This is a genomic window from Micromonospora sp. NPDC004336 (assembly GCF_053602615.1).
Genome location: NZ_JBSGDY010000035.1, coordinates 13795 through 36606, shown reverse-complemented (window position 1 = coordinate 36606; position 22812 = coordinate 13795). Strand labels below are relative to the sequence as shown.

At 74.7% G+C, this 22812-nt stretch carries 23 protein-coding genes; 13 read left to right on the top strand and 10 right to left on the bottom strand.

All coding sequences use genetic code 11. The features are described from left to right. Positions 1–53: 53 nt before the first annotated feature. Positions 54–1460 carry an aminotransferase-like domain-containing protein gene (locus ACWENR_RS10695; protein ID WP_452276783.1) on the bottom strand — a complete coding sequence of 469 codons (1407 nt, stop codon included), beginning with the start codon at positions 1458–1460 and terminating at the stop codon, positions 54–56. On the opposite strand from ACWENR_RS10695, the gene ACWENR_RS10690 reads away from it, so the two are divergent. Together ACWENR_RS10690 and ACWENR_RS10685 are read left to right on the top strand one after the other, a co-directional pair. Continuing rightward, positions 1459–2454: a DMT family transporter gene (locus tag ACWENR_RS10690; protein WP_452276782.1), complete on the top strand. Its 996-nt coding sequence runs from the start codon at positions 1459–1461 to the stop codon at positions 2452–2454. The genes ACWENR_RS10695 and ACWENR_RS10690 overlap by 2 nt on opposite strands. 132 nt (positions 2455–2586) lie before the next feature. Continuing rightward, positions 2587–3117 carry an SRPBCC family protein gene (locus ACWENR_RS10685; protein WP_452276781.1) on the top strand — a complete coding sequence of 177 codons (531 nt, stop codon included), beginning with the start codon at positions 2587–2589 and terminating at the stop codon, positions 3115–3117. Positions 3118–3194: 77 nt separating this feature from the next. On the opposite strand, the gene ACWENR_RS10680 is transcribed toward ACWENR_RS10685, so the two are convergent. Then, positions 3195–4607: an MFS transporter gene (locus tag ACWENR_RS10680; protein ID WP_452276780.1), complete on the bottom strand. Its 1413-nt coding sequence runs from the start codon at positions 4605–4607 to the stop codon at positions 3195–3197. An 87-nt stretch (positions 4608–4694) separates the two neighbouring features. Here ACWENR_RS10680 and ACWENR_RS10675 point away from each other — a divergent pair, with 87 nt between their 5' ends. Beyond that, positions 4695–5300 carry a TetR/AcrR family transcriptional regulator gene (locus tag ACWENR_RS10675; RefSeq protein ID WP_452276779.1) on the top strand — a complete coding sequence of 202 codons (606 nt, stop codon included), beginning with the start codon at positions 4695–4697 and terminating at the stop codon, positions 5298–5300. A gap of 160 nt (positions 5301–5460) precedes the next feature. Here ACWENR_RS10675 and ACWENR_RS10670 read toward each other — a convergent pair whose 3' ends face one another. The 3 genes from ACWENR_RS10670 to ACWENR_RS10660 all read right to left on the bottom strand — a co-directional run bounded on the left by ACWENR_RS10670 (position 5461) and on the right by ACWENR_RS10660 (position 9872). After that, positions 5461–7419, bottom strand: a complete 1959-nt coding sequence (locus tag ACWENR_RS10670; protein ID WP_452276778.1) for a bifunctional aldolase/short-chain dehydrogenase — start codon at positions 7417–7419, stop codon at positions 5461–5463. 32 nt (positions 7420–7451) lie between these two features. After that, positions 7452–8465 (bottom strand): S-methyl-5-thioribose-1-phosphate isomerase, encoded by a 1014-nt coding sequence (gene mtnA, locus ACWENR_RS10665; RefSeq protein WP_452276777.1) that lies wholly within the window; start codon positions 8463–8465, stop codon positions 7452–7454. Between the two features lie 183 nt (positions 8466–8648). Continuing rightward, positions 8649–9872, bottom strand: coding sequence for a multidrug effflux MFS transporter (locus ACWENR_RS10660; RefSeq protein ID WP_452276794.1), 1224 nt, complete (start codon positions 9870–9872; stop codon positions 8649–8651). Between the two features lie 265 nt (positions 9873–10137). Between ACWENR_RS10660 and ACWENR_RS10655 the strand changes: the two genes are divergently transcribed. Next, positions 10138–10662 carry a GNAT family N-acetyltransferase gene (locus tag ACWENR_RS10655; protein WP_452276776.1) on the top strand — a complete coding sequence of 175 codons (525 nt, stop codon included), beginning with the start codon at positions 10138–10140 and terminating at the stop codon, positions 10660–10662. A 93-nt stretch (positions 10663–10755) separates the two neighbouring features. Here the strand turns inward: ACWENR_RS10655 and ACWENR_RS10650 are convergent, their stop codons facing one another. After that, on the bottom strand, positions 10756–11601 hold the full coding sequence (locus tag ACWENR_RS10650; protein ID WP_452276775.1) for a hypothetical protein: 846 nt from the start codon (positions 11599–11601) through the stop codon (positions 10756–10758). A 224-nt stretch (positions 11602–11825) separates the two neighbouring features. Here ACWENR_RS10650 and ACWENR_RS10645 point away from each other — a divergent pair, with 224 nt between their 5' ends. Both ACWENR_RS10645 and ACWENR_RS10640 read left to right on the top strand, forming a co-directional pair. Beyond that, complete coding sequence (locus ACWENR_RS10645; RefSeq protein ID WP_452276774.1) at positions 11826–13001, top strand: sensor histidine kinase; 1176 nt, start codon at positions 11826–11828, stop codon at positions 12999–13001. Next, on the top strand, positions 12998–13660 hold the full coding sequence (locus tag ACWENR_RS10640) for a response regulator (protein ID WP_452276773.1): 663 nt from the start codon (positions 12998–13000) through the stop codon (positions 13658–13660). Before ACWENR_RS10645 ends, ACWENR_RS10640 begins: the two co-directional genes overlap by 4 nt. A 92-nt stretch (positions 13661–13752) precedes the next feature. On the opposite strand, the gene ACWENR_RS10635 is transcribed toward ACWENR_RS10640, so the two are convergent. Both ACWENR_RS10635 and ACWENR_RS10630 read right to left on the bottom strand, forming a co-directional pair. Further along, positions 13753–14184, bottom strand: a complete 432-nt coding sequence (locus tag ACWENR_RS10635) for a DUF6223 family protein (RefSeq protein ID WP_452276772.1) — start codon at positions 14182–14184, stop codon at positions 13753–13755. A 199-nt stretch (positions 14185–14383) separates the two neighbouring features. Next, a complete protein-coding gene (locus tag ACWENR_RS10630) occupies positions 14384–14950 on the bottom strand; it encodes a winged helix-turn-helix transcriptional regulator (RefSeq protein WP_452276771.1) in 567 nt (188 codons plus the stop codon). Positions 14951–15022: 72 nt separating this feature from the next. On the opposite strand from ACWENR_RS10630, the gene ACWENR_RS10625 reads away from it, so the two are divergent. The 6 genes from ACWENR_RS10625 to ACWENR_RS10600 all read left to right on the top strand — a co-directional run bounded on the left by ACWENR_RS10625 (position 15023) and on the right by ACWENR_RS10600 (position 20603). Beyond that, complete coding sequence (locus ACWENR_RS10625) at positions 15023–15667, top strand: dihydrofolate reductase family protein (protein WP_452276770.1); 645 nt, start codon at positions 15023–15025, stop codon at positions 15665–15667. A gap of 316 nt (positions 15668–15983) precedes the next feature. After that, positions 15984–16688, top strand: coding sequence for a tryptophan 2,3-dioxygenase family protein (locus ACWENR_RS10620; protein ID WP_452276769.1), 705 nt, complete (start codon positions 15984–15986; stop codon positions 16686–16688). 72 nt (positions 16689–16760) lie between these two features. After that, a complete protein-coding gene (locus tag ACWENR_RS10615) occupies positions 16761–18023 on the top strand; it encodes a tryptophan 2,3-dioxygenase family protein (protein ID WP_452276768.1) in 1263 nt (420 codons plus the stop codon). Further along, positions 18020–19198, top strand: a complete 1179-nt coding sequence (locus ACWENR_RS10610) for an aminotransferase class V-fold PLP-dependent enzyme (RefSeq protein ID WP_452276767.1) — start codon at positions 18020–18022, stop codon at positions 19196–19198. The genes ACWENR_RS10615 and ACWENR_RS10610 overlap by 4 nt, the downstream gene beginning before the upstream one ends. Beyond that, positions 19195–20220, top strand: a complete 1026-nt coding sequence (locus ACWENR_RS10605; protein ID WP_452276766.1) for a methyltransferase — start codon at positions 19195–19197, stop codon at positions 20218–20220. Before ACWENR_RS10610 ends, ACWENR_RS10605 begins: the two co-directional genes overlap by 4 nt. Positions 20221–20357: 137 nt before the next feature. Then, positions 20358–20603: a hypothetical protein gene (locus ACWENR_RS10600; RefSeq protein ID WP_452276765.1), complete on the top strand. Its 246-nt coding sequence runs from the start codon at positions 20358–20360 to the stop codon at positions 20601–20603. A 95-nt stretch (positions 20604–20698) separates the two neighbouring features. Here the strand turns inward: ACWENR_RS10600 and ACWENR_RS10595 are convergent, their stop codons facing one another. Next, positions 20699–21763 carry a hypothetical protein gene (locus ACWENR_RS10595; RefSeq protein WP_452276764.1) on the bottom strand — a complete coding sequence of 355 codons (1065 nt, stop codon included), beginning with the start codon at positions 21761–21763 and terminating at the stop codon, positions 20699–20701. A 29-nt stretch (positions 21764–21792) separates the two neighbouring features. Then, on the bottom strand, positions 21793–22113 hold the full coding sequence (locus ACWENR_RS10590) for a PadR family transcriptional regulator (RefSeq protein ID WP_452276793.1): 321 nt from the start codon (positions 22111–22113) through the stop codon (positions 21793–21795). Between the two features lie 229 nt (positions 22114–22342). Between ACWENR_RS10590 and ACWENR_RS10585 the strand changes: the two genes are divergently transcribed. After that, on the top strand, positions 22343–22690 hold the full coding sequence (locus ACWENR_RS10585; RefSeq protein WP_452276763.1) for an ArsR/SmtB family transcription factor: 348 nt from the start codon (positions 22343–22345) through the stop codon (positions 22688–22690). Positions 22691–22812: the final 122 nt, after the last annotated feature.

Sequence of the window (22812 nt, the reverse complement as noted above, 5' to 3'; positions counted from 1 at the left end):
CCACCGGCCAGACAGGTGTCCCCGCTGTTCGCTCCGTCCCGTGGGCGCCGGGGTCACCGGACCGCGGGCCGGCCGTGCAGGGCGCGGGAGAGCCGGCGGACGGCCTCGTCCATGAGCTCCGGTGCCGCGGCCGCGTAGGTGAGGCGCAGGTGCGGCGCCGGAGGCTCGGCGGCGTGCCACGCCCGCCCGGGAAAGACCACGACGCCCTCGTCGGCCGCGGCGGCGGCCAGTGCGACGTCGTCGGTGCCGTCGGGCAGGCGCGCCCACAGGTGCAGGCCGCCGCGCGGAGCGGGGTGCGGGGCGAGTCGGGGCAGGTGCCGCCGCAGCGCTGCCAGCAGTGCCGCGCGCCGGGTCCGCAGCGCGCCGCGCACGGCGCGGCGGTGACGCGCCCAGGCCGGGGAGGTGACGAACTCGATCGTGGCCTGTTGCAGGGGGCCGGCCACGAAGAAGTCGTCGAGCAGCCGGGCCGCCCGCAGGCGGGCGCCGGCCGGGCCGCGGGCGCCGATGGCGGCGACGCGCAGCCCGGGCGCGGCGGACTTGGTCAGGGAGCGCAGGTAGACGACGTGCCCGTCGGGGTCGTCGGCGGCCAGCGGAGGCGCGGGCTCGCCGTCGATGGTGAGGTCGCGGGCGTAGTCGTCCTCGACCAGGAAGGCGCCGGCGTCGTGGACGGCGGCCAGGACGTCGGCCCGGCGGTGGGCCGCCAGGGTCGCGCCGGTGGGGTTGGCGTGCAGCGGCTGGCAGTAGAACAACCGCGCCCCGGTACGGGCGAAGGCGGCGGCCAGGTGGTCGGGGCGGACGCCGTCGTCGTCGGCGGGGACGGGCACCACCCGCAGTCCGGCCGCGCGGGCCGTGGCCAGCGCGCCCAGGTAGGTCGGCGACTCGACGAGCAGGGTGTCGCCGGGTGCGGCGAGCGCGCGGAAGGCGGAGGCGAGCGCGGCCTGCCCGCCCGGGCAGATCACCACGTCGCCGACGCCCAACCCTCCCCCGGCCTCGCGGGCGAACCAGGCGCGCAAATCCTCGCGCCCCTCGACCGGGCCGCGTTGCCACGAGGCGGGCTGGCGGGCGGCGCGGGCGAGCGCGGCGCCGAGCGCGGCGGCCGGTTGAAGCTCCGCGGGCAGGTAGCCGCCCGAGAGCGGTATGGCACCGGCCGGCGGTAACGCCAGTAACGCCTGCATGTCGTCCTCGCCGGGCGGGCGAGGCCCGAGCGCCACGGTCTGCCAGGACAGGTCCGGCGGGCGCCGGGGCGTGGGCGCGGCGGCCACGAAGGTGCCCCGACCCGATCGCGCCTCAACCAGCCCTTCGGCTACGAGCTGGCGGATCGCCTCGGTGACCGTGACCGGAGAGGCATGGTGGAGCGCCGTCAGCTCGCGCACGGACGGCAGGCGGTGGCCCGGCTCGGCGCCGGCCACGAGACCGCGCAGACATTGGACGATCCGGTCGACTGCGTTACCGTGATCCATGAGAGACCAGAGTAACGCTACTGACCCGGGCGCGGTAACAGCGAATCGCGGCGCCGGGCTCGCCCTCGGCGCGCTGGGCGTACTGGCCTTCAGCATGTCGTTGCCGATGACCCGCGTCGCCGTGCAGGAGCTCGACCCCTGGCTGGTGGCCTTCGGCCGGGCCGTGGGCGCGGCGCTGCTGGCGTGGGCGTACCTGAGGTTCACCGGCGCGCCGCGACCCGATCGGAGCCAGTGGCGGCGGCTGACGATCGTCGCCCTGGGCGTCGTCGTCGGCTTTCCCTTGTTCACCTCGCTCGCGCTGACGACGCACACCTCCGCGCACGGCGCGGTGGTCATCGCCGTGCTGCCCGCCCTGACCGCCGTCTTCGCGGTGCTGCGGGCCGGAGAGCGTCCGTCGCCGTTGTTCTGGTTCGCGAGCGTCGGCGGGCTGCTGGCGGTGCTGGCCTTCCTGATCCTCAGCGGCACGGTGGGCGGCGCCCTGTCCCCCGCCGACCTGCACCTGCTCGCGGCGGTCGTGCTGTGCGGCCTGGGCTACGCCGAGGGCGGTGCGCTCGCCCGCGAGCTGGGCGGGGCCCGCACGATCTGCTGGGCGCTGCTGCTCTCGCTGCCCGTGACCCTGCCCGTCACGGCGGTGGCGGCCGCGATCCACCCGCCGCGCGCCGACGCCGGCGCCTGGGCGGCGTTCGGCTACCTCACCGCGGTCTCCATGTTCCTGGGCTTCTTCGCCTGGTACGCGGGCCTCGCCCGCGGCGGCGTCGCGCGGGTCGGGCAAATCCAGCTCGCCCAGCCCGTCCTCACCCTGGCCTGGTCGGCGCTGCTGGTCGGTGAGGTCGTCACCGCAGCGCCGGTCGGCGCGGCGTTCGTGGTGCTCGCCTGCGTGGTCCTGACCCAGCGTTCCCGCGGCGGCGCGGCGGCGCCCGCCGAGCGGGAGCCGGCCCTGCCACGCGTCGGCGAGGGTGAACCGCTGGGCACCACGGGCGACGCCCGGGCGTGACCATCCTGGCGGCGGCCGTGGCCGCCGGGGCCGACCCGCCGCGCCGGCGCGTGTGACGTCTTCGGCGTCGACCTACCCACGCCGACCGGCTCGGTGGGAGGATCCGCAGCAGGGACCACAGAGGAGAGTGCCATGCGTTACGTCGACGGCCCGACGGTCGAGTGCGACCTGCACGTGGCGGCGGATCCCGCCCTGGTGTGGAAGCTGGTCACGGATGTCGAGCTGCCCACGCGGTTCAGCCCGGAGCTACGCCGGGTGCGGTGGCTGGACGGCAGCGCGGGGCCGGCGCTCGGCGCGCGGTTCGAGGGGCACAACCACAATCCGGCGCTGGGCGAGTGGCGGACGATCTCGCAGGTCGTGCGGTTCGACGAGCCACGGGTCTTCGGCTGGCTGGTGCTCGACCCCGACAACCGCTTCGGCGGCGGCCCGGCCGACCCGGAGCGGCCGGCCGCCACCTGGCAGTTCCGGCTCACCCCGGAGGGGGACGGCTGCCGGCTCGCCCAGCGGGTGCGCATCGGCCCGGGCCGCACGGGGGTGAGCCTGTTCATCGACCGGGCCCCCGAGCACGAGGAGAAGATCATCGAATTTCGCCTGGCCGCCCTGCGCGAGGCCATGACGACCACCCTCCAGGGCATCCGGGACCTCGCCGAGCGGCCCCGCTGACCACGGTGGCGGCGCCGCCGGGCCGCCCGGGCCGCCTCGTGTGGCCCAGGGCCAGGCCCGGGCCACACGCGGCGTGCTCAGTGCGCGTGAACCCGTGCTCCCGCGGGCGCCTTCCCGGCCGGGACCGTGAGCAGGGCCAAGAGGGCGGAGACCGCGGCCGCGATCGCGGCGAAGGTGAAGCCGCGGGTGAAGCCCACGCCGCTGCTGCCGGCGATGCTCGCCGCCGCGACGCTCGACACCACCGCGACGCCGAGGGCGGCCCCGAACTCGTGGAAGGTGCTGAGCAGACCGGAGGCGATCCCCGCCTCGTGGTGGGCGACCTGCCCCAGGGCGGTCGCGGAGGAGGCGACGAAGGCCGCGCCGATTCCCGCCGCACCGAGACTGATCCCGGTCACCACCGGCGCCGACCCCGTCCAGAACACCGGGACGGCGGTGCCCAGGGCCGCGACCGCCAGGCCCACCGTCGCGACGGACCGGGCACCGAGGCGACCGACGACATGGCCGGCGACCTGCGCTCCGATGATCGTCGCCACGGCGACCGGCAGGAACAGCAGCCCGGTGCGCAGTGGGCCGTAGCCCTTGTGGTGCTGCAGGTAGAACGAGCCCAGGAAGAACACCGCGATCATCAGCGCGGTCGCCGCCAGGATGAGGAACGTGCCGGCGGCCACCGGCCGGCGGGTCAGGATGCGCAGGTCCATCAGCGGCGACCGCACGGCGCGTTGCACCACGGCAAACAGCGCGTACAGCACGGCGGCGCCGGCCAGCGTCCCGAGGGTCGCGACGCTGACCCAGCCACGGTCCCCGGCGTTGATCAGCGCGTAGATCGCCGTGCCGGTGGCGGCCGTGACGAGGACGGCGCCGGGAACGTCCAGTCGGGCCCGGGTCCCCTGGGACAGGTGCGCCGGCAGCATCCGGGCCAGTGCCACCAGGACGACCAGGCCGATGGGGACGTTGATGTAGAACACCCACTGCCAGCCGGGGCCGGCCGTCAGGACGCCGCCGAGCAGGACGCCGATCGCGGACCCGCCGCCGCCGAGGGCCGACCAGACGCCGAGGGCCTTGTTGCGTTCCTCCTCGGGGAAGACCCTCATCACCGCCGACAGCGCCGCGGGCGACAGCATCGCCGCGCCGACACCCTGCGCGATCCGGCCGCCGAGCAGCGCGGCGGCGCCGCCGGCCAGGCCGGTGACCAGGGATGCCACGGTGAACACGAGCAGGCCGAGCAGCACGACCCGGCGGACGCCGAACAGGTCCGCCGCGCGCCCGCCGAGCAGCATCAGACCGCCGAACATGAGGGTGTACGCGCTGACCACCCAGGTCAGCGTGTCGCGTTGCAGGTTGAGGTCCGCGCCGATGTGCGGCAGCGCGATCGCCACGACGGTGACGTCCAGGATGAGCATGAACTGGGCGACGCCCAGCAGTGCCAGCATGCGCCAGCGGCGCGGGTCGGCGGCGGTGGTTTCCGGTTGGTCGACGGCCTGGGTGGACACGAGGCGTCGCCTCCAATTCGAACAGCGTTGTATGAGTTGTGCCGGGGTACAGTAACTCGTACAGCAGTGTTCAACAAGGGAGATCGAGTGACGGTACCGACGCCGCAGAAGTCACCGGCCAGGCGAGCGGACGCGCAGCGCAGCATCTCGGCGATCCTCGAGGCCGCGGTGGCCGCCCTGAGCCGTAACCCGGACGCCAGCGTCAGCGAGATCGCCAAGGCGGCCGGCGTCGGGCGGGTCACGGTCTACGGCCACTTCCCCAACCGCGCCGACCTGGTGGATGCCGCGCTCGCCCGCGCCATCGCCCAGGGGCACGCGGCACTCGACGCGGTCGACCTGCTCGGCGACGCCCGACAGGCGCTCACCCGGCTGATCGAGTCCAGCTGGCAGCTGGTCAGCCGGTACCAGTCCCTCCTGCTCGCGGCCCAGGGCGTCCTTCCGCCGAGCCGGATCCGTGACCTGCACGCCGGCCCGGTCGAACGGGTGGCGGGGCTGGTGAGGCGCGGCCAGGACGAGGGGGTGTTCCGCGGCGACCTGTCCACACCGTGGCTGGTCGGCGTCATGCACGGCGTGATGCACAACGCCGCCGACGAGATCAACGCCGGCCGCCTCGATGCCGACCGGGCCGCGTCCTACATCACGGCCACCGTGCTGGCCGCCTTCACTCCGCCGGGCAGCCGCGTTCCGGGCTGAGGCGCGGCGCGGGCGCAGGCAGGCGTCGGCCCTCCGAGCCGGCGCGCCGGGGAGGCGGGCCGGCGGGCCGTGGTGGCGGGTCGGCGCGCCAGGGTGGCGGGTCGGCGGGCCGTGGTGGCGGGTCGGCGGGCCGTGGTGGCGGGTCGAGGCCCCGCCACGCTCAGATCACCCGCTCGTTCCCTCCGTCCACGGTGATCTGCGCACCCGTGGTGGCCGCGAAGGTCTCCCCGCACATCGTGGCGGCCACGTCGCCGACACGGGCGCTGGTGATCTCCGTACGGAGCAGGTTGCGTCGCTTGTACTCCGCCACCGTCAGCCCGTAGCGCCGGGCCCGCGCCGCCAGCACCTCCGCGCTCCACAGCCCGGTGTCGAAGACGGCGTCGGGATGCAGGACGTTGACCCGGATGCCGTCGGCCGCCCACTCCAGCGCCGCCACGCGGGCGACCTGCGTCACCGCCGCCTTCGACGCGGAGTAGGCGACCGCGCCGGGCCCGGGGGCCAGGGCGTTGCGGGAGGCGACCACCACCACCCGGCCGCCCCGGGGCGCGAGCGCCAGCAGCGGGTGCGTGCGGGAGAGCAGGTACGCCACCGACTCGGCGTTCACCGCCATCGTGCGCCGCCAGTCGGCCTCGTCGAGCCCGGCGATCTCCCGCGTCGCCGGGAACACCCCGGCGGCCGCGACGACGACGTCCACCCCGCCGAACCGGTCCACCGCCGTGTCGAGGGCGGCGTCGACGGCGGCGGAGTCGGTGACGTCGACGGTCAGGCCGAGCCGGGCCGGCCCGTCCGACCCGGCCACCGACGGGTCCCGGTCCAGGGCCACCACGCAGGCGCCCCGGGCCAGCAGCGCCTCGGCGCAGGCCCGGCCGATGCCCGAGGCCGCCCCGGTCACCACCGCGACCTCGCCGGCGAACTCCGACGCCGGACCGCCGCGCCGCAGCTTCGCCTGCTCCAGCTCCCAGTACTCCAGGTCGAAGATCTCCGACGCGGAGAGTGCCCGGTAGCCGCCGACCGCCTCGGCCGCCTCGATCACGTCGACGGTGTGCCGGTAGATGTCCCGGGCCATGCCGGTCTCGGCCGCCCTGCGGCCGGCGGTGAGCATCCCCAGCTCCGCGTCGAGGATCACCCGGGGCGCGGGGTCGAGCATGGTCAGCGCCGTACGGGCCCGGGAGCGGTTCCGCTCGACGTAGTCGCGGTAGGCGTCGGCGTACCCCGCCACGTCTGTGCCGACCAGCGGGATCCGCTTGGTGCGCAGCACGTGGTCCGGGGTGACCGGGCCGCGGGTGGCGACCGTCGCCAGGTCCGGCCGGTCGAGGAAGGCCCGCACCGCGGGGTCCTCGTAGCGGCTGAGCAGCATCGGGGCGCCGGCCGCGGTGGAGACCTCCCGGCGCAGCCGGGCCAGCCGCAGCCGGTCCACCGGACGGGGCGCGACGGGCGCGACCCGGGGCCGCGGCAGGCCCATCCGCTCCTCCGCCCGGCCGACGAGCTCGACGTGCCGGCGGTACGCCTCCTCGGCGTCCGCGCCGAAGGTGAACAGCCCGTGGTGGAGCAGGACCATGCCGACCGTCCCGGCGTGGGCGCGCGCCGGGTACAGCTCCGCGCAGAGCCGGGCCAGGTCGAAGCCGGGCATGACGTACGGCACCACGACGACGCTGTCGCCGTAGACCTCCTCGACCAGCCGGGCGCCCTCGGGCTGGTTGGTCAGGGCGAGCAGCGCGTCGGCGTGGCTGTGCAGCACCGCCGGGTGCGGCAGCAACGCGTGCAGCAGCGTCTCGACGCTGGGGTCCGGAGCGGTCGCGTCGAGGCGGGCGCAGCGCAGCTCGTTCATCATGTCGCTGTCGCCGAGCCGCTCCAGCCGCAGCAGCGCCCGCAGCCGGTCCAACCGCAGGGCGGTGAAGCCGGACGCGTCCATGGTGGCCAGGTCGGAGCCGCTGCCCTTGACGTGGAGCACCGACACCGCCTCGCCGGTGAGGTCGGTGACGGTCGTCTTGACCGAGGTGTTGCCCCCGCCGTGCAGCACCAGACCGGTGTCGGCGCCGAGCAGCCGGGACGCGTACACGAGGCGCGCGATCGGGTCCGAGCTGTCCGGGGCGTCGGCGGCGGACCAGCGGTTGAGCATCGGGGGTGGCTCCTCGGGAAGGGGCGGGCGGGTCAGGCCCGGCCGGTGGGGTCGTCGGGGCGGCCGCCGGCGGCCGGGAGGATGACCCGGCTCTCGGTGACGATGGCGGTGACCAGGTCCGCCGGGGTGACGTCGAAGGCGTAGTTCAGCGTCTCGGTGCCCGCCGGCGCCACGACCGCCGCGCCGAGGGCGGTGATCTCCTCGGCGGCGCGTACCTCGATGTGGACGTCCCGGCCGGTCGCGGTGGCGAGGTCCACCGTCGACTCGGGGGCGGCGACCACCATCGGCACCCCGGCGCGGGCCGCCGCCAGCGCGAGCGGGTAGGTGCCCACCTTGTTGATCACATCGCCGTTCGCGGTGATCCGGTCCGCGCCGACCACGACCGCGTCGACCAGGCCACGGGCCAGCACCGAGGCGGCAGCCGAGTCCACCACCAGGGTGTGCGGCGCTCCGATCTGGGCCAGCTCCCACGCGGTCAGCCGCGCGCCCTGCAGCAGCGGGCGGGTCTCGGAGGCGTACACGTGGGTCAGCGCGCCGTGTTCCTGGAGGGACCGGACCACGCCGAGCGCGGTGCCCCACTCGACGGTGGCCAGGGCGCCGGCGTTGCAGTGGGTCTGCACCGCCACCTGCGGCCCCACCGTCTCGACCAGCCAGCGGGCGCCGCGCTCGCTGAGCGCCCGGCAGCAGCGGACGTCCTCCTCCAGCACCGCCAGGGCCTCGGCGAGGGCCGCCGCCGTGCCCTCCGCGTCGAGCCGGGCGCGCACCCGGTCGACGCCCCAGGCGAGGTTCACGGCGGTGGGGCGGGCGGCCCGGATCGCGTCCACTGCCCGGCGCAGCCGCGCCGGGTCGTCGGAGTGCAGGCGGGCGGCGAGGGCCACCCCGAGCGCCCCGGCGACGCCGATCGCGGGCGCGCCCCGGATGGCCAGCGAGCGGATCGCCGCGATCAGCTCGTCGACGGTCCCGATCTCGAGATACTCGACCTCGTGCGGCAGCCGGGTCTGGTCGATGGCGACGATCAGGCCGTCCCGCCAGTCGATGGTCCGCATCCGCGCCCTCCCGTGTCCGGCTCCATAACCTACGGGGGCGGCCCGCTCCCCGCTACCTCCCGACTCGGCGCGGTCCCCCGGCCACGGCGACCCGCGCTCCCGTCGTCGGCGCCGTTTTCCTGGCCGGCGCGGTGGCGTGCGGCGACGAGCACCGACACGCCAGCGCCGGCGCGGGACGGTCCGTCAGTGCGCCGCCACGGCCACCGTCGCCGGCGCGAGGTCGGCCAGCCGGGACGGCCGCACGACCACGAGCAGGACCGCCATGGCCGCCACCATGCCACCTGCCACGACGAGGGCCATCGCGACCGCGCCGGTGCCCAGCACGCCCACCAGGGGTGCGGCCAGCGCCCCGACGCCGAACTGCACGGCGCCGAGCAGGGCCGATGCGGTGCCGGCCGCCTCGCCGTGCCGGGACAGCGCCAGGGCCGGCGCGTTGGGCATCGCGAGGCCCGCCGCGGCGAGCACCACCCACAACGACGCCAGCAGGCCGGGCAGCCCGCCGAGCCCGGTGGCGGCGAAGGCGAGCAGCGCCAGGCCGGCAACGGTCCCCACCCCCAGTGCGGCGACGAGGATCCGCTGCGGCGAGTAGCGGCGCAGCAGCCGTACGTTGAACTGGGTCGCCGCGATCAGTCCGACCGCGCCGGCGCCGAAGGCCAGCCCGAACTGCTGCTCGTCCAGGCCGTACTGGTCCTGCAGGACGAACGAGGAGCCGGCGACGTAGGCGAACAGCGCCGCCATGGCCAGCCCGGCCACCAGCACGAGTCCCACGAACGTACGGTCGCGCAGCAGCGTGCCGTAGACGACGAGGGTCGCGACCACGCCGCCGGACCGACGCCGCTGCGGCGGCAGCGTCTCGCGCAGGCCGAGCGCGGCGACCACGATCAGCAGGGCGCCGAGGACGGCCAGGGCCACGAAGACGCCCCGCCAGTCCGTCCAGCGCAGCAGCGCGCCGCCGAGGGTGGGCGCGAGGATCGGTGCCGCCCCCATGACCAGCAGCAGCCGGGAGAGCAACGTGGCGAAGGCCGCGCCGCTGAACAGGTCGCGCACCACGGCCGTGGCGACCACCGAGGCCGCCGCGACGCCGAGGCCCTGCACCACCCGCAGCGCGCCGAGGACCGCGATGTTGGGTGCGACGGCGCAGAGCACCGACGCCACGACGTGCAGCGCGACGCCGGCGATCAGTGGCGTACGCCGGCCCACCGCGTCGGAGAGCGGCCCGATGAGCAACTGGCCGAGGGCGAGGCCCGCCAGCGTGCCGGTGAGGGTCAGCTGGACCGCCGCCGACGTGGTGTGGAAGTCGGCCACGATCGAGGGCAGCGCGGGCAGGTACATGTCGATGGTCAGCGGACCCACCGCGATCAGCGATCCGAGCACGAGGACGAGCCGGACGCGCTGCCGAGGGCTCATCAGGTCACCCGGCGTCAGCGCCGCCGCGGGGCCTTCGGGCGCGTCGACGGTGGACGTCGCCGGGTCGCCGTCGACCGGTCGCGCGGTCGCGGGGGGCGTTGCAGAAGTCATGTCTGGCTCCAACCCGGACGAGGTGATCTCATTCCCGCCCGCGTCGACGGGCAACGGAGATCACACGGACCGGTCCGCGCCGGCGCGGCGCGGAGCCGGCGTACGCGTCCACCGTGAACCCTCGGCACCGGCCGCGCGACGCTATCGTCGTCGCATGCCGGAACTGGTCGCGCCCACCGTCCGACTCCATGCCGCCTGGCGCGACGCGCGTGACGACTGGGGCCCGGGCGTCCACGAGGACGGCTTCGGGCTGCGATCCTCCGACGAGGTGGACTCCCCCGCGGGGTTCGCGGCCTGGGTGGCGCGGTTGACCGACCAGTCGGATCCGTCGACGCCGCCGGGGGACGGCCGGGTCCGCTGCACGTACCGCTGGATCGTCGAGGACGGCGCGGTGCTGGGCGCGATCGCGCTGCGGCACGAGCTCGACGACTTCCTGCTGCGCGAGGCGGGTCACATCGGCTACGGCGTCCGACCGTCGGCGCGCCGGCGCGGCCTGGCCACCTGGGCGCTGGGCCGGATGCTCGACGAGGCGCGGGCGCTGGGCCTGGAGCGGGTGCTGCTCGTCTGCGAGGTGGGCAACGTCGCGTCCGCGCGGACGATCGAGCGCCACGGCGGCGTGCTCGAGGGCGTCCGGGCCACGGCACTCGGCGCGGCACGGCGATACTGGATCACGCTGTGATCCGTCGTCGCCGCGCCGCCGGTCGGGCCGCCTCCGGCGGGTGATCCGGCTCGACCGTCCGGCGTGCGGCGGGTCGAGCCGGACCACCCCGGGTCACTTGACGACCGCGCGGAGCCGGTCGTGCAGCGTCTTCGACATCGAGATCGCCAGGGCCAGGTCCGGCTCGCAGATCTCCAGGTAGTAGTTCCCCCGGGCCACGTAGAGCTGGTACTGCTCGATGGTGTGGTCGCCGTCGGCCGCAACGGCCCGCACGCCCTCGTCGCAGGTCCAGCCGGCGGCGACGACGGCGGCGGCCGCCTCGACCCGGCAGCTGTCCGCGACCAGCTGGTCGAACTGCTGCTGCGTCAGGCCGGTGAACGTGATCGTCGACTGCAGCCCGTACGTCGCCGCCCCCTCCAGCTCGGGCACGGGCACCTCGGTGAGCTGGATCGTGGCGCGGATCTTCTGCGACTCCCAGGTCATGGTGCCGGCGGTGCAGGTGCCGGCGGCCTCGCGCAGGCGGCCGAGGTCCAGCCCGTCGGGCAGTTGCGCCACGGTCGCGGTGAACCTGTCGGCGGCGCCCTTCACGATCCCGCGCCGAGAGCCGACCTGGATCCAGCCCACGCCGGCCGGACCCTGCTCGCCGACCGCCAGTTGCAGGGCGCCCAGGCAGGCCACGGGCTCGACGGTGACCTGCGGCTCGGGGGCGAACATCCGCGCCGCGTCGGTCAGCGACATCTCCACCAGTTCGGTTCCCTCGGGGTGGTCGGTCGTGGGCAGCAGGACCTTCCGCAGCCCTTCGTCCGACAGCGCCGGCACGGCCCGTGGGGCGGTCGCCGCGGCCAGCGCCACCCGCTCGGATTCCGTGACGCGGTGGTTCACCCCTACGGCGATGAGCGCAGTCGCCACCAGGAGCAGCGCTGCGCCGGCCGCTCCCAGAGCACGACGGTTTGTCAGCATGGCACGCCTCCGTTTGCCGGGTGTTGCAGGTTTCGGTGCATCAGCAATACCGCAGGCACGCATTGATCGCTATAGATTTGTCAAGTAGTCGCCGCAGTTTCCCCGCGGCGCCCCCTCGTTCCCGGGAGACGTCGCCGGGACGGCCCTGGACGCTTGCCGCGCGGACCATCGGTCGGCACGAGCGGCGGATCCGGGCGGCGGCCGCCTCCACTAGGCTTCGGCGTATGGCGAGGTGGCGGTGGCACGGGCCGGTGGCGGACACGGTCGTGGTGCTCGCCGTCGGTCTGGTCGCCCTCGTCGGCCTGATGGTGCAGTCGCGCGGCGTCGACGCCGCCGCCGAGTGGGCCGCGCTTGTCGCCGTGCTGGCCGCCTCCGGCGCGCTGTACGTCCGTCGCCGCCATCCGGTGGCGGTGGGCGTGGTGGCGCTGGCCGCCGTCGGCGCGTACGGGGTCCTCCTGCACCGGCCCGGGCCGATCATGCTGGTGTTCGTCGTGGCGCTCTACACCGTCGTCGACGAGGGACACCTCGCGGTGGCCATCGGCCTCGGCCTCGCCTCGGTGCTCGCCTTCGCCGTCGCGGACAGCTACAACAGGACGGCCGACAGCGCGAACGGGGCGACGCTGCTGCACGCCGGCTGGCTCGTCGCGGTCATCGTCGGCGTGACCCGCAACCGCCGGGCCTACCTGGCCGAGGCGCAGGCCCGCACGGCCGCCGCCGAGCAGCGGATGGTCGAGGAGGCCCGGCGCCGGGCCACCGAGGAGCGGCTGCGCATCGCCCGCGAGCTGCACGACGTGCTCGGGCACCATCTCTCGCTGATCAACGTGCAGGCCAGCGCCGCGCTGCACCGCCCGGACCCGGCCCGGTCCGCGCAGGCGCTCACCGCGATCAAGCAGACGAGCAAGGAGACGCTGCGCGAGTTGCGTACGACGCTCGGCATCCTGCGGCAGGAGGGCGAGGCGCCGACGGCGCCCGCACCCGGCCTGGACGGCCTGGACGAGCTGGTCACCGCCGCCGGACGATCCGGGCTGGAGATCCGCACCGAGCTGGCCGGGACCGGGCCGCTGCCGCCGGAGGTCGACCTGGCGGCGTACCGGATCGTCCAGGAGGCGCTGACCAACGTGACCCGGCACGCGGGCGCGTCCGTCGCGGTGGTCCGGGTCCGGCCCGACCGCGACGACCTGCTGGTGGAGGTCGAGGACGACGGCACCGGCACGCCCGGCCCGCCCGGCAACGGCATCGTCGGCATGGGCGAGCGGGCCCGGGCGCTCGGCGGTTCGCTGAGCGCCGGTCCCGGGGCGGACGGCGGCTTCCGGGTGCGCGCCCGCCTGCCGCTGCGGCCCGAGCCGGTACCGGCGGGAGCGCCGTCGCCGGCTCGGACGGAGCCGGGGGTGACCGCGTGATCCGGCTGCTGCTCGCCGACGACCAGACCCTGGTCCGCGCGGGGTTCCGGTCCATCCTGGAGGGCGAGGACGGCATCGAGGTGGTCGGCGAGGCCGCCGACGGCGCCGAGGCGGTGCGGCTCGCCCGGCAACTGCGGCCGGACGTCGTCCTCATGGACATCCGCATGCCCGGGACGGACGGCCTGGCCGCCACCCGGGAGGTCACCGCCGGCTCGGACGTCCGCGTGATCATCCTGACCACGTTCGACCTGGACGACTACGTCTACGACGCGCTGCGCGCCGGCGCGAGCGGTTTCCTGGTCAAGGACACCGAGCCGGCGGAGCTGATCCACGGGGTACGGGTGGTGGCGCGCGGCGACGCGCTCATCGCGCCGTCGGTCACCCGCCGGCTGATCTCCGAATTCGCCGCCCGGGCCACGCACCCGGATCCCGGGCCACGGCTGAGCGCGCTCACCGAGCGGGAGCGCGAGGTGCTGGCGCTGGTCGCGGCCGGTCTGTCCAACGACGAGATCGCGGCGCGGCTGGTGCTGAGCCCGGCCACCGCGAAGACGCACGTCAGCCGGATCATGACCAAGACGGGGGTCCGGGACCGGGCCCAGCTGGTGATCCTCGCGTACGAGTCGGGCCTGGCGGTTCCCGGCTGGCTCGCCCGCTCCTGACCGGGCCCCGCCCGCCACAGCGTCGAGGCCCGACCCGCCACGGCGTCGAGGCCCGACCCGGCGCGGTGGCGGGGTCGGGCCGGCGCGCACGGTCAGGCCGTCGACCGGGTGCCGCGGGAGCGGGTCAGGGCGAGTCCACCGAGGACGACGCTGACGAGCCCCAGCAGCAGGGCCAGGTAGGCACCGCCCCGGCCGTTGCCGGTGCCGATTCCGCTGTCGGCGGTGGCCACGACCACCCCGGCGACGGCCAGGCCGACCAGCCCCGCCGCCAGGGCCACGGTGGCCCCGAGTCGCCCCCGGGCGGTGCCGACCCGGCTGGTGGGGCGGGCCAGGGCGAGCCCGCCGACGATCACACCGGCCAGGCCCAGCAGGGCGGCGACGGCGGCCCCGACCCGCCCGGCGCTCACGGTGGTGACGCTGGCGGCGGCCGGTTGGGTCGCGACGTGCGCGGCAGCGGGTGCGGCGATCCCGAACGCCCCGACCAGGGCGGCTGCGGCGGCGGTCAGCAGGTGACGCGCGTACATGGTGGTTTCCTTTCCTCGCGCGACGGCTACAGGCGGCAGCGTATGGACCGCGGCGGCCCCGGGTCGTCGTGCCGGAGTTGCCCATCGGCCTACCACCGGGGTCGTACGCGCTCGGGACGCCGTACCGCAGCGGTTGTCCCGCCGGGCCGTCGTGGCTGGCGGGCGGCGCCACGGGCGTGCGTCGGAGGGCCTGGCGACGCTACGCCGACGGCCGCCCGGGACCACGCCCGCCGGCCCGGGCGACCCCCTGGCCCGCGGCGGCGCGTTCGTAGGCCGCGGTGAGCTCGGCGAGGACGCCGTCGGCGGGTTGCGGACGTCCGTCGAGGTGTGTGGCGCGGAGTTCGGCCATGAACCTGTCCCACATCCGCGGGCCGCCGTCGGCGAGGAGGCGGGCGCGGATCGACAGCTCGGGCGACGTCGGGAGCCACCGGGAGCCCCAGGCGCCGAGGTGCGCCATGAGCGGAACGAGTTCGATCGCCGCCTCGGTGAGGCGGTAGTCGATCTTCTGTCGGTGGCTCGGGTCGTCGTGCCGGGTGAGCAGCCCCGCGTCCACGAGCTTCGACAGGCGGCTGGCGAGGATGTTCGACGCGATGCCCTCGATCGAGTTCGTGAGCAGGTCGCGGAAGTGCCGGTGGCCGCCGAACATGACGTCGCGCAGCACGACCAGGCTCCAGCGGTCGCCCAGCAGCTCGACGGTCAGGTTGATGGGACACCCCGATCTGCCCTCCGACACGGGCAGGCGGCCGACACCGACTGGTTGCATCATGCCATCAGCGTAGTACGGTCGATCCGATTGCAATCTGCAACCTGAAACGTTCACGGCTTCCTAGGAGGAGACATGCCACAACTGCTGCGGGTGCAGTGCTTCACCGTGTCGCGCGACGGGTTCGGCGCCGGCGAGGGGCAGAGCCTGGAGCGCCCCTTCGGTCACGCGGATCCCGCCCCGATGTGGTCCTGGGCAGGCGCCACCGCCAGCTGGGTGAACCGCACCGAGCCCGGCGGCACCCGCGGCCTGGACGACTACATGACCCGCGACTTCACCCACAACATCGGGGCGGAGATCATGGGTCGCAACAAGTTCGGCCCCCAGCGCGGCCCCTGGGAGAACCACGACTGGCAGGGATGGTGGGGCGACAACCCGCCGTTCCGTACGCCGGTCTTCGTGCTCACCCACCACACCCGCCCGTCGTTCACCCTGGCCGACACCACGTTCCACTTCCTCGACGCGAGCCCGGCCGAGGCGCTGGCCCAGGCGAAGCGGGCCGCCGCCGGTCGGGACGTACGGCTCGGCGGAGGGGTCGCCACCCTCCGCCAGTTCATCGAGGCCGACCTGGTCGACACGATGCACATCGCCGTCGCGCAGGTGGACCTGGGCCGGGGCGAGCGGCTGTGGGAGAGCCACACCGAACTGCTCGACCGCTTCCACGTCGAGTCGGTGCCGAGCCCCAGCGGGGTCACCCACCTCCTGTTCTGGAGACGGTGACCACCGGCCCGCGCGACGCGGCACCGATCTACGTGCCGAGGCCCGGCGACCGGCGGGCGGTCCGGCGGACCGGCCGCCGGGCCGCGTTCCGGAAGGTGGATCGCTCGGCGGTACGGTTCCGACGAACCGCCCGGACGCATTGACGCAGGTCGTCGGGCGTGATGTGTCGGCGGCCTCTCCGGCGCGGCCGGTGCCCTTTCTCGACGGGCCGGAAACAGAGCGCGATCAAGGGGTAGCGCATTGCTTCGTGTCGTTGGATACTTGCCGCCGAAGCACGGTTGATCCCGCGTGCCGAAGCCGAATGAAAGGCTATTCCGTGAAGCGTGAGCAGTCGCCTGTGCTGCCGGGCAGCGGCGCCACCGACTACGCACGCTACATGCGCACGGAGGAGCTGCTCGCCCTCCAGCGGTCACCCGCCGAGATGATCCACCGCGACGAACTCCTCTTCCAGGTGGTGCACCAGTCCACCGAGCTCTGGCTCAAGCTGGCGGCGGCCGAGGTGACCGAGGCGAGCGCCCGGGTCGACGCCGGCAGGCCGGCCGAGGCCGCCGCGCTGCTGGCGCGGGCGACGCTCGCCGTGCGGCTGGTCACCGACCAGTTGGAGATGTTCCGCTATCTGTCCCCTGTGGACTTCCAGGCGATGCAGCCCGCGCTCGGCAACGGCTCCGGGGCCGAGTCGCCGGGATGGCGGCAGGCCCAGGCGGCCAGCCGGCAACTCGGCCGCGCCTTCGCCGCCTGCCTCGACGAGCGGGGAACACCGGTCGAGCGGCTGTGTCCGGCGGACCCGGCGGACCCGGTCCACCGCCTGGCCGAGGCGATGGTCGACTGGGACGAGCAGGTGTCGCTGTGGCGGGCGCGGCACTACCAGGTGGCCCTGCGGGTCGGCGGTCACGCCCCGGCCGGCGCCCCGGGCAGCGCGACGACCATGCTCGCGAAACTCGTCGGGCACCGGTTCTTTCCCGATTTGTGGCAGGCCCGGCGCCACCACGCGCCTGACGATTCCGGTGCCGCCCGACCCTGAGATTCGCACTCGCCGGCAGTGACCGGCCTGACCCAATCACGGTGCCGATCCGGAAGCGTCGAGGGGCGATTCATGCACGAATTGACGAGCTGGTTGTCCGGCACCGCCGACCCGCGAACATTTCCCTTCCCGGCGGTGCTGCGTGAATTCCACCGGGTCGGCAAACACTTCGTCGAAAAGAAACTGCTCGCCCTGCTCGACGAGGCCCGGGCGAGAGTGACCGGCACGCCGACGGCCACCGGTGGCGACGGGGCCCGGCTGCTGACCGACTTCCTCGACGTGACGCTCGACAAGTGGGACGGCCGCTACGACTACCGCAGCTACCTGGCCCTGCCCCTGCTGCGGCTGCCCTGCGGCGCGGCCGACCCGCCCCCGGCCGTTGACGACGTCACCGCGCGCCGCGCCCGCGACCGGCTGCTGGTCCGCCTGGTCGCCGACGCGGTGGCCTTCGAGCTGGCCGCCGCCCGCGGCGGCACCGACCTGCTCCCGCAGCAGCGTCCGGAGCCGCCGGTGGTGGCCAAGCGCTGCCGGCTCGGCCTCCGGGCGGTGTCTCCCGCGCTGGCCCGCCTCGGTCTGGCCGGAGCGGTCGACGGCGAGCCGGTGACCGCCGCCGCCGCGCTGCCCGCCGTGGCCGCCGGCCTCGAATCCGACGGGGACCCGCCGTTGCGGCTGAGCATGCTGCCGGTCCACGTCACCCACGACGAGTACCTGTTCATCCGCGTGCTCCAGGCGTACGAGTGTTTCTTCGCCGGGATCGCCGACGAGCTGCGCGCCGTGGTCGCCGCGCTGGCCGGGGACCGTCCCCGTCCGGCGGCCGACCGGCTGCGGTACGCCGGCGACCTGCTCGCCACCGCGGGGCCGCTCTTCTCGCTGCTGGCCACCATGCGGGCGGAGTCGTTCCGGACGTTCCGGCAGTACACCGAGGGGGCCAGCGCCATCCAGTCGCGCTCCTACAAGCTCGTCGAGTCGCTGTGCCGCACGCCCGACGGGGACCGGCTGGACTCGGTGGCCTACCGGTCCGTGCCGGAGGTGCGAGCCGTCGTGCGGGCCGGGCAGCCGACCATCGACGAGGCGTACCGGTCGGCCGTGCGCTCGGGCCGGCTCGCCGGCGCGGACCGCACGCTGGTGGCGCGGCGGATGGAGGCGTTCGCCGGGGCCCTGTCGCAGTGGCGGCGCACCCACCACCGCATCGCCACCCGGATGCTCGGTCCCCGCTCCGGCACCGGCTACACGGAGGGCACGCCGTACCTGGCGGCCGTACGTTCCCTGCCGGTCTTCACGGCCGTCACCGCCGATACCCGCCCGACCGACCCGATCGGAGGCCGCACCACGTGAACCGGTCCGACCCGACCACCGGGCCTGTCGAGCCCCGGTGCCTCGACGCCGCCACGCACGCCGCGCTGCGCGCCGAGTTCCCGCTGCTGCAGACCTGCGTCTACCTGAGCAACAACTCCACGGGCGCGGTGCCGAGGGGCGCCGAGCGGGTGCTGCGCGACTACTGGGAGACGCTGCGCACCTGGCGTGACGACGTGTGGCAGGGCTGGCACACCGGCCTCGACCGGTACGCCGACTCGGTGGCCGCGCTGATCGGCGCACCGGCGGGCAGCGTCGTGACCGACGCGAACCTCAGTGCGCTGCTCGCCCGGGTGGCGTCCTGTTTCGACTACCGTCCGCCCCGCGACCGGGTGGTCACCACCGACCTGGAGTATCCGACGGTGCCGTTCGTCTTCCGGGCGTTCGGCCGTTACGGCGCCCGCCTCGACGTGGTCGGCGGCGGCGGTCCCCGGCTGGACCAGGACGCCCTGGAGGCGAGCCTCGACGAACGGACACTGCTGGTGTGCGTGTCGCACGCCAGTTTCACCTCCGGCGCCACCGTCGACCTGGCCCGCCTGGTCGCCCGCGCCCACGAGGTCGGCGCGCTGGTGGTGGTGGACGCCTTCCAGACCGTGGGGGTGGTGCCGCTGGACGTCACCGCCCTCGGCGTCGACGTCGTTCTCGGCGGCGCCCACAAGTGGCTCTGCGGCGTCGGCACGGCGTTCCTCTACGTCCGTCCGGACCTGGTGCCGGAGTTGGCGCCGGCGGCCACCGGCTGGCAGGCCGGCGACCGGGCGCTGACGTTCCTGCCGTCCACCGGCTGGGCGCCCGGCGCCCGGCGCTTCGCCGGCGGCACGCCGTACCCGTTGACCTCCCTGGTCTCGCAGGTCGGCCTGGACCTGCTGGCCGGAATCGGCACCGAGGCGATCCGGCGACACTCGCTGGCCCTCACCCAGCGGGTCCTGGACCGGGCCGCCGAGGCCGGGATCCCGGTGGTGAGCCCCACCGCACCGCATCGCCGCGGCGGCGTCGTGTGCCTGCACGTGCCCGACGGCGAGGCGGTGAAGCGGCGGCTGGCCGCCCGCGACCTGATCTGCAGTTGGCGCGGCTACCTGCGGGTCGGCCCGCACGTCTACAACACCCTCGACGAGGTCGACGCGTTCATGGACGCGTTGGGCAAGGAGCTGCGCCGGTGACCGTCACCCTCTCCCCCCGAGCCCTGATGAGCCTGCTCGTCAACGGCCCCAAGGCGATGGACGTGCTGGAGACGGCGTTCGGCATGGGCCTGGTCGACGCGTTGGAACCCGGGCCGGTCCGCCTCGACACGCTGGCCACCCGGTTCGGGGTGCGCCCGCTGCGGCTCTACAAGTTCCTCGACTGCCTGGAGAGCCTGGGCTTCCTGACGCGCGACGAGCCCGACGACGACATCGGGGCCACCAGCTACCGGGCGGTGCCGGGGCTGCGCGACGCCGTCGCCGCGGTGGTCGGCCCCGGCGCGGTCGAGCGTGACCGGGACCGCTACCCGTGGCGGCGGCTGCACGGCCGGCTGCCCGAGACCCTGCGCGGGCAGGTCGGCATCGGCGACGACGACTTCGCCTGGCCGCCGCGGACCGACGCGCAGACCGCCGAGTTCGAACGCAGCATGGCGGTCGGGCTGGGGCCGGTGATCGAGGCGGTGCGGCGCCACGCCGACCTGCTGTGGGCGGACCGACGCCGCCTGCTGGAGGTGGGCGGCGGCGACGGGACGCTCGCGGCGCACATCCTGGAGACCGCACCGGGCCTGCGGGCCGACGTGTACAACCTGCCGGCGGTCGCGCCACTGGTGGCGGCCACCCGGGCCGCGCGGGGGCACGACGAGCGGCTGGGGTTCGTCGGCGGCGACTTCCTCGCCGAACCGCTGCCCCGGGGGTACGACGCGATGTCGTTCGTGCGGGTGCTGCACGACTGGCCCGACGAGGTGGCCCGCCGCCTGGTGGAGCAGGCGTACGCGGCCCTGGAGCCGGGCGGGCTGTTGCTGATCTGCGAGGAGTTCCGCACGCCGGACCGGCTGGCCATGCAGTTCTTCTGGAGCTACTTCCTCATCGGCGTGGACAGCTGCGTCAGCCGACTGCGCGAGGCGGAGTTCTACACCAGGCTCCTCGCCGACGTCGGTTTCGAACGGGTGGGGGTGCTGCCCGGCGCCTGGGAGCTCGTGGTCGCCCACAAGCCGGCCGGCTGACACCGCCCGCGAAGCCGCCCGGCGGTACGCGCGGGTGACCCGACAGTGTCGAATGCGCCGAATCGCCCTCGACGTCGCCGTGCTGTCTCCACGATGAGGACGAAGGTCGGAGTCGGAACTGAGAGGGGAAGTGCGGCATGACGCGTCGACGTAACAGGAGGGCGCCGCTGCTGCAGGCGGCAGCGATATCGCTGGCGGCGGTGCTGGCGGGGGCGGCCGTCGTACGGGCCCGCCGCCGCGCCGCAGGTGACGCGACGGCCGGTGAGCTTCCCGCCCTGCGGGAGGGCGCGTTCGCCGAGGCGGGCACGGGCGGGGCACCGGTGCACGCCGACGCGGCCGGGCGGGACAGCCGAAAGGTGTCGTCGGCAGCCGCCGCGCGCTGAGGACGCCAGCGCCGCCCCGGCCCGGGCCGGGGCGCCTGCCGCCTGTCGGTGCGTCCCCGCGAGGGCGCCGCGGTCCGCGCGTTGTCCACGCGCCGTCAGCCGTGCGCGAGTGTCTGGTCGACGGGCTGCCGGTGGGGCAGCGCCGCCAGGCCCAGCGCGAGGACCAGCAGGAGACACCCGAGCAGGAAGGGCAGCGACATGGTGGGCTGGCCGAGCCATTCCCACGGTAGGTGCCAGCGGACGTGCGGCTCACCCAGGTGGTGCGAGAGCAACAGCGGTGCGCTCAGCAGGATCGGCGCCCACCACAGGAACATCGCGAAGCCGTACAGGAACTTCGCCGGTCCCTGGACCAGCGGATGGCGCGCTTCCGTACGCCGACTGACCCAGCCGAAGAGGCACCAGCCGCTCGACGCGCCCAGTGCGAAGGCGAGAAGGCCGGCGGGATACGCGCTCCGGGGCGTCGACCGCGTCAGGCCGAAGCTCATCAGCGGGGACGTGTTGTCGGCGTTGATGCGCACCTGAAGGACGTTGTCGCCGCGTTGCGCGTACACCGTGATGTCGGAGGGTATCGAGGCGGGGTCGCATGGCGAGTCGGGGATGCAGTCGTACGCGTTGGAGTAGACGGGCTCGGCGTGGTCCCACCCGGCGGCCCGGAGCCGCTGCCGAAGCTCGGCGAGGACGAGCGGGCGGCTGTCGGCCGGCAGGCGCTCGAAGGACGCGCCCAGCCCGGCCAGCGAATACTCGCCGCCGTCACCGAACAGCAGGTCGGGAACGGAACGCCAGCTCAGCGGGCTGCCGTAGATGAGGAACACGGCGGGCGGGTCGCCCTTGTCGATGTCGCTGGCCTGCTCGTCCGGATAGAGCTGGCCGACCGCCGCGGCCAGCTCGTTGTGGTCGAGCGGGCGGGAGCCGAGCCAGGTGAGCCAGGTGCCGAAGGATGCGGCGAACAGCCCGCAGGCCACTGTGAAGATCGATGCCCAGGCGACCACGGTGCGGCTGGCCGGTCGACCGAGGCGGGCGCGCAGTCCGTGGCGGACGAGATTCGCCGCGACACGTGCGTTGCGGCCAGTCGGTGCCATGTCGTGCACCGTCTCGAGGATCTCGGCACCGCGCTTCCGGCGGTAGTCGGGCGGGTAGCACAGCAGTAGCCAGCGGTGCACGGCTTCTCCAGGAGGCTGCGACAGTCGGGTCAGGCGAGGTGGGGCCGCAGCGCGCGCAGCCGGGATTCGGCGGCGGACGCGAGCTGGCGCAGCCGCTCCGTCTGCCGCGCGAGCTCGGCGCGACCGTCGGAACGCAGCCGGTAGTAGCGACGCAGCCGACCGTCGACGACCTGCTCGTGGCTGAGCTCGACCAGGCCCTGCGCGGCCAGCCGGTCCAGTGCGGCGTAGAGGGTTCCCGGCAGCAGGGTGACGCGGCCGTCGGACAGGACGCCGACCTCCTGGATGATCCCGTAACCATGGCGCGGCTCGCCGGCCAGCGCGGTCAGGATCAGGAAGGTGGCCTCGCGCATCTCGGTCACCGAGGCAACATATATTGTCGATCGATATGTGGTCAACGCTCCGGGTGCGGCGGCACGACGGCGGCGCCGGCACTCCGGCGGAGTCGCAGCCGCCGACCGCAGGACGCCGAGAGGACGGGAACGGGTCGGAGTCCTGCCCGTGAGGTCGACGTGATCCGCCCCTCGTTTGCCGGCCGCGCGCCGCAGTTGCTGCAACGATGCAAGCGTGGGATCCGTGAACATGACGACACCTGCCATCTCGCCTCTCGCCGGCGAGCCGATCGAGCGCGCCGACGCCGAGCGCCTCGCGGGAGTGCTGAAGGCCTTCGCCGACCCAGCCCGGCTGCGGCTGCTCAGCCTGATCCAGTCCTCTCCGCAGGGCGAGGCGTCGGTGACCGACCTGACCGCGCCGCTCGGGCTGTCCCAGCCCACCGTCAGCCATCACCTGCGGATCCTTACCGAGGCCGGCCTGCTCGAACGGGAGAAGCGCGGCGTGTGGGCGTACTACCGCCTGGTGCCGTCCGCGATCGCGGTCGTCGCCGACCTGTTGACGCCGCCCCGCAAGCGGGCGACGAAGAAGAGCCGCTGACCGACACCTGGGCGGGGTCGCCCGGCGTGCACCTCTCGCGGGCCACGACCCGCCGCCGCCGGTACGGGTCAACCGGCAGTCAACGTTGCCGTCGGCTCCCTGGCCACCTCGACGCCCTGTCG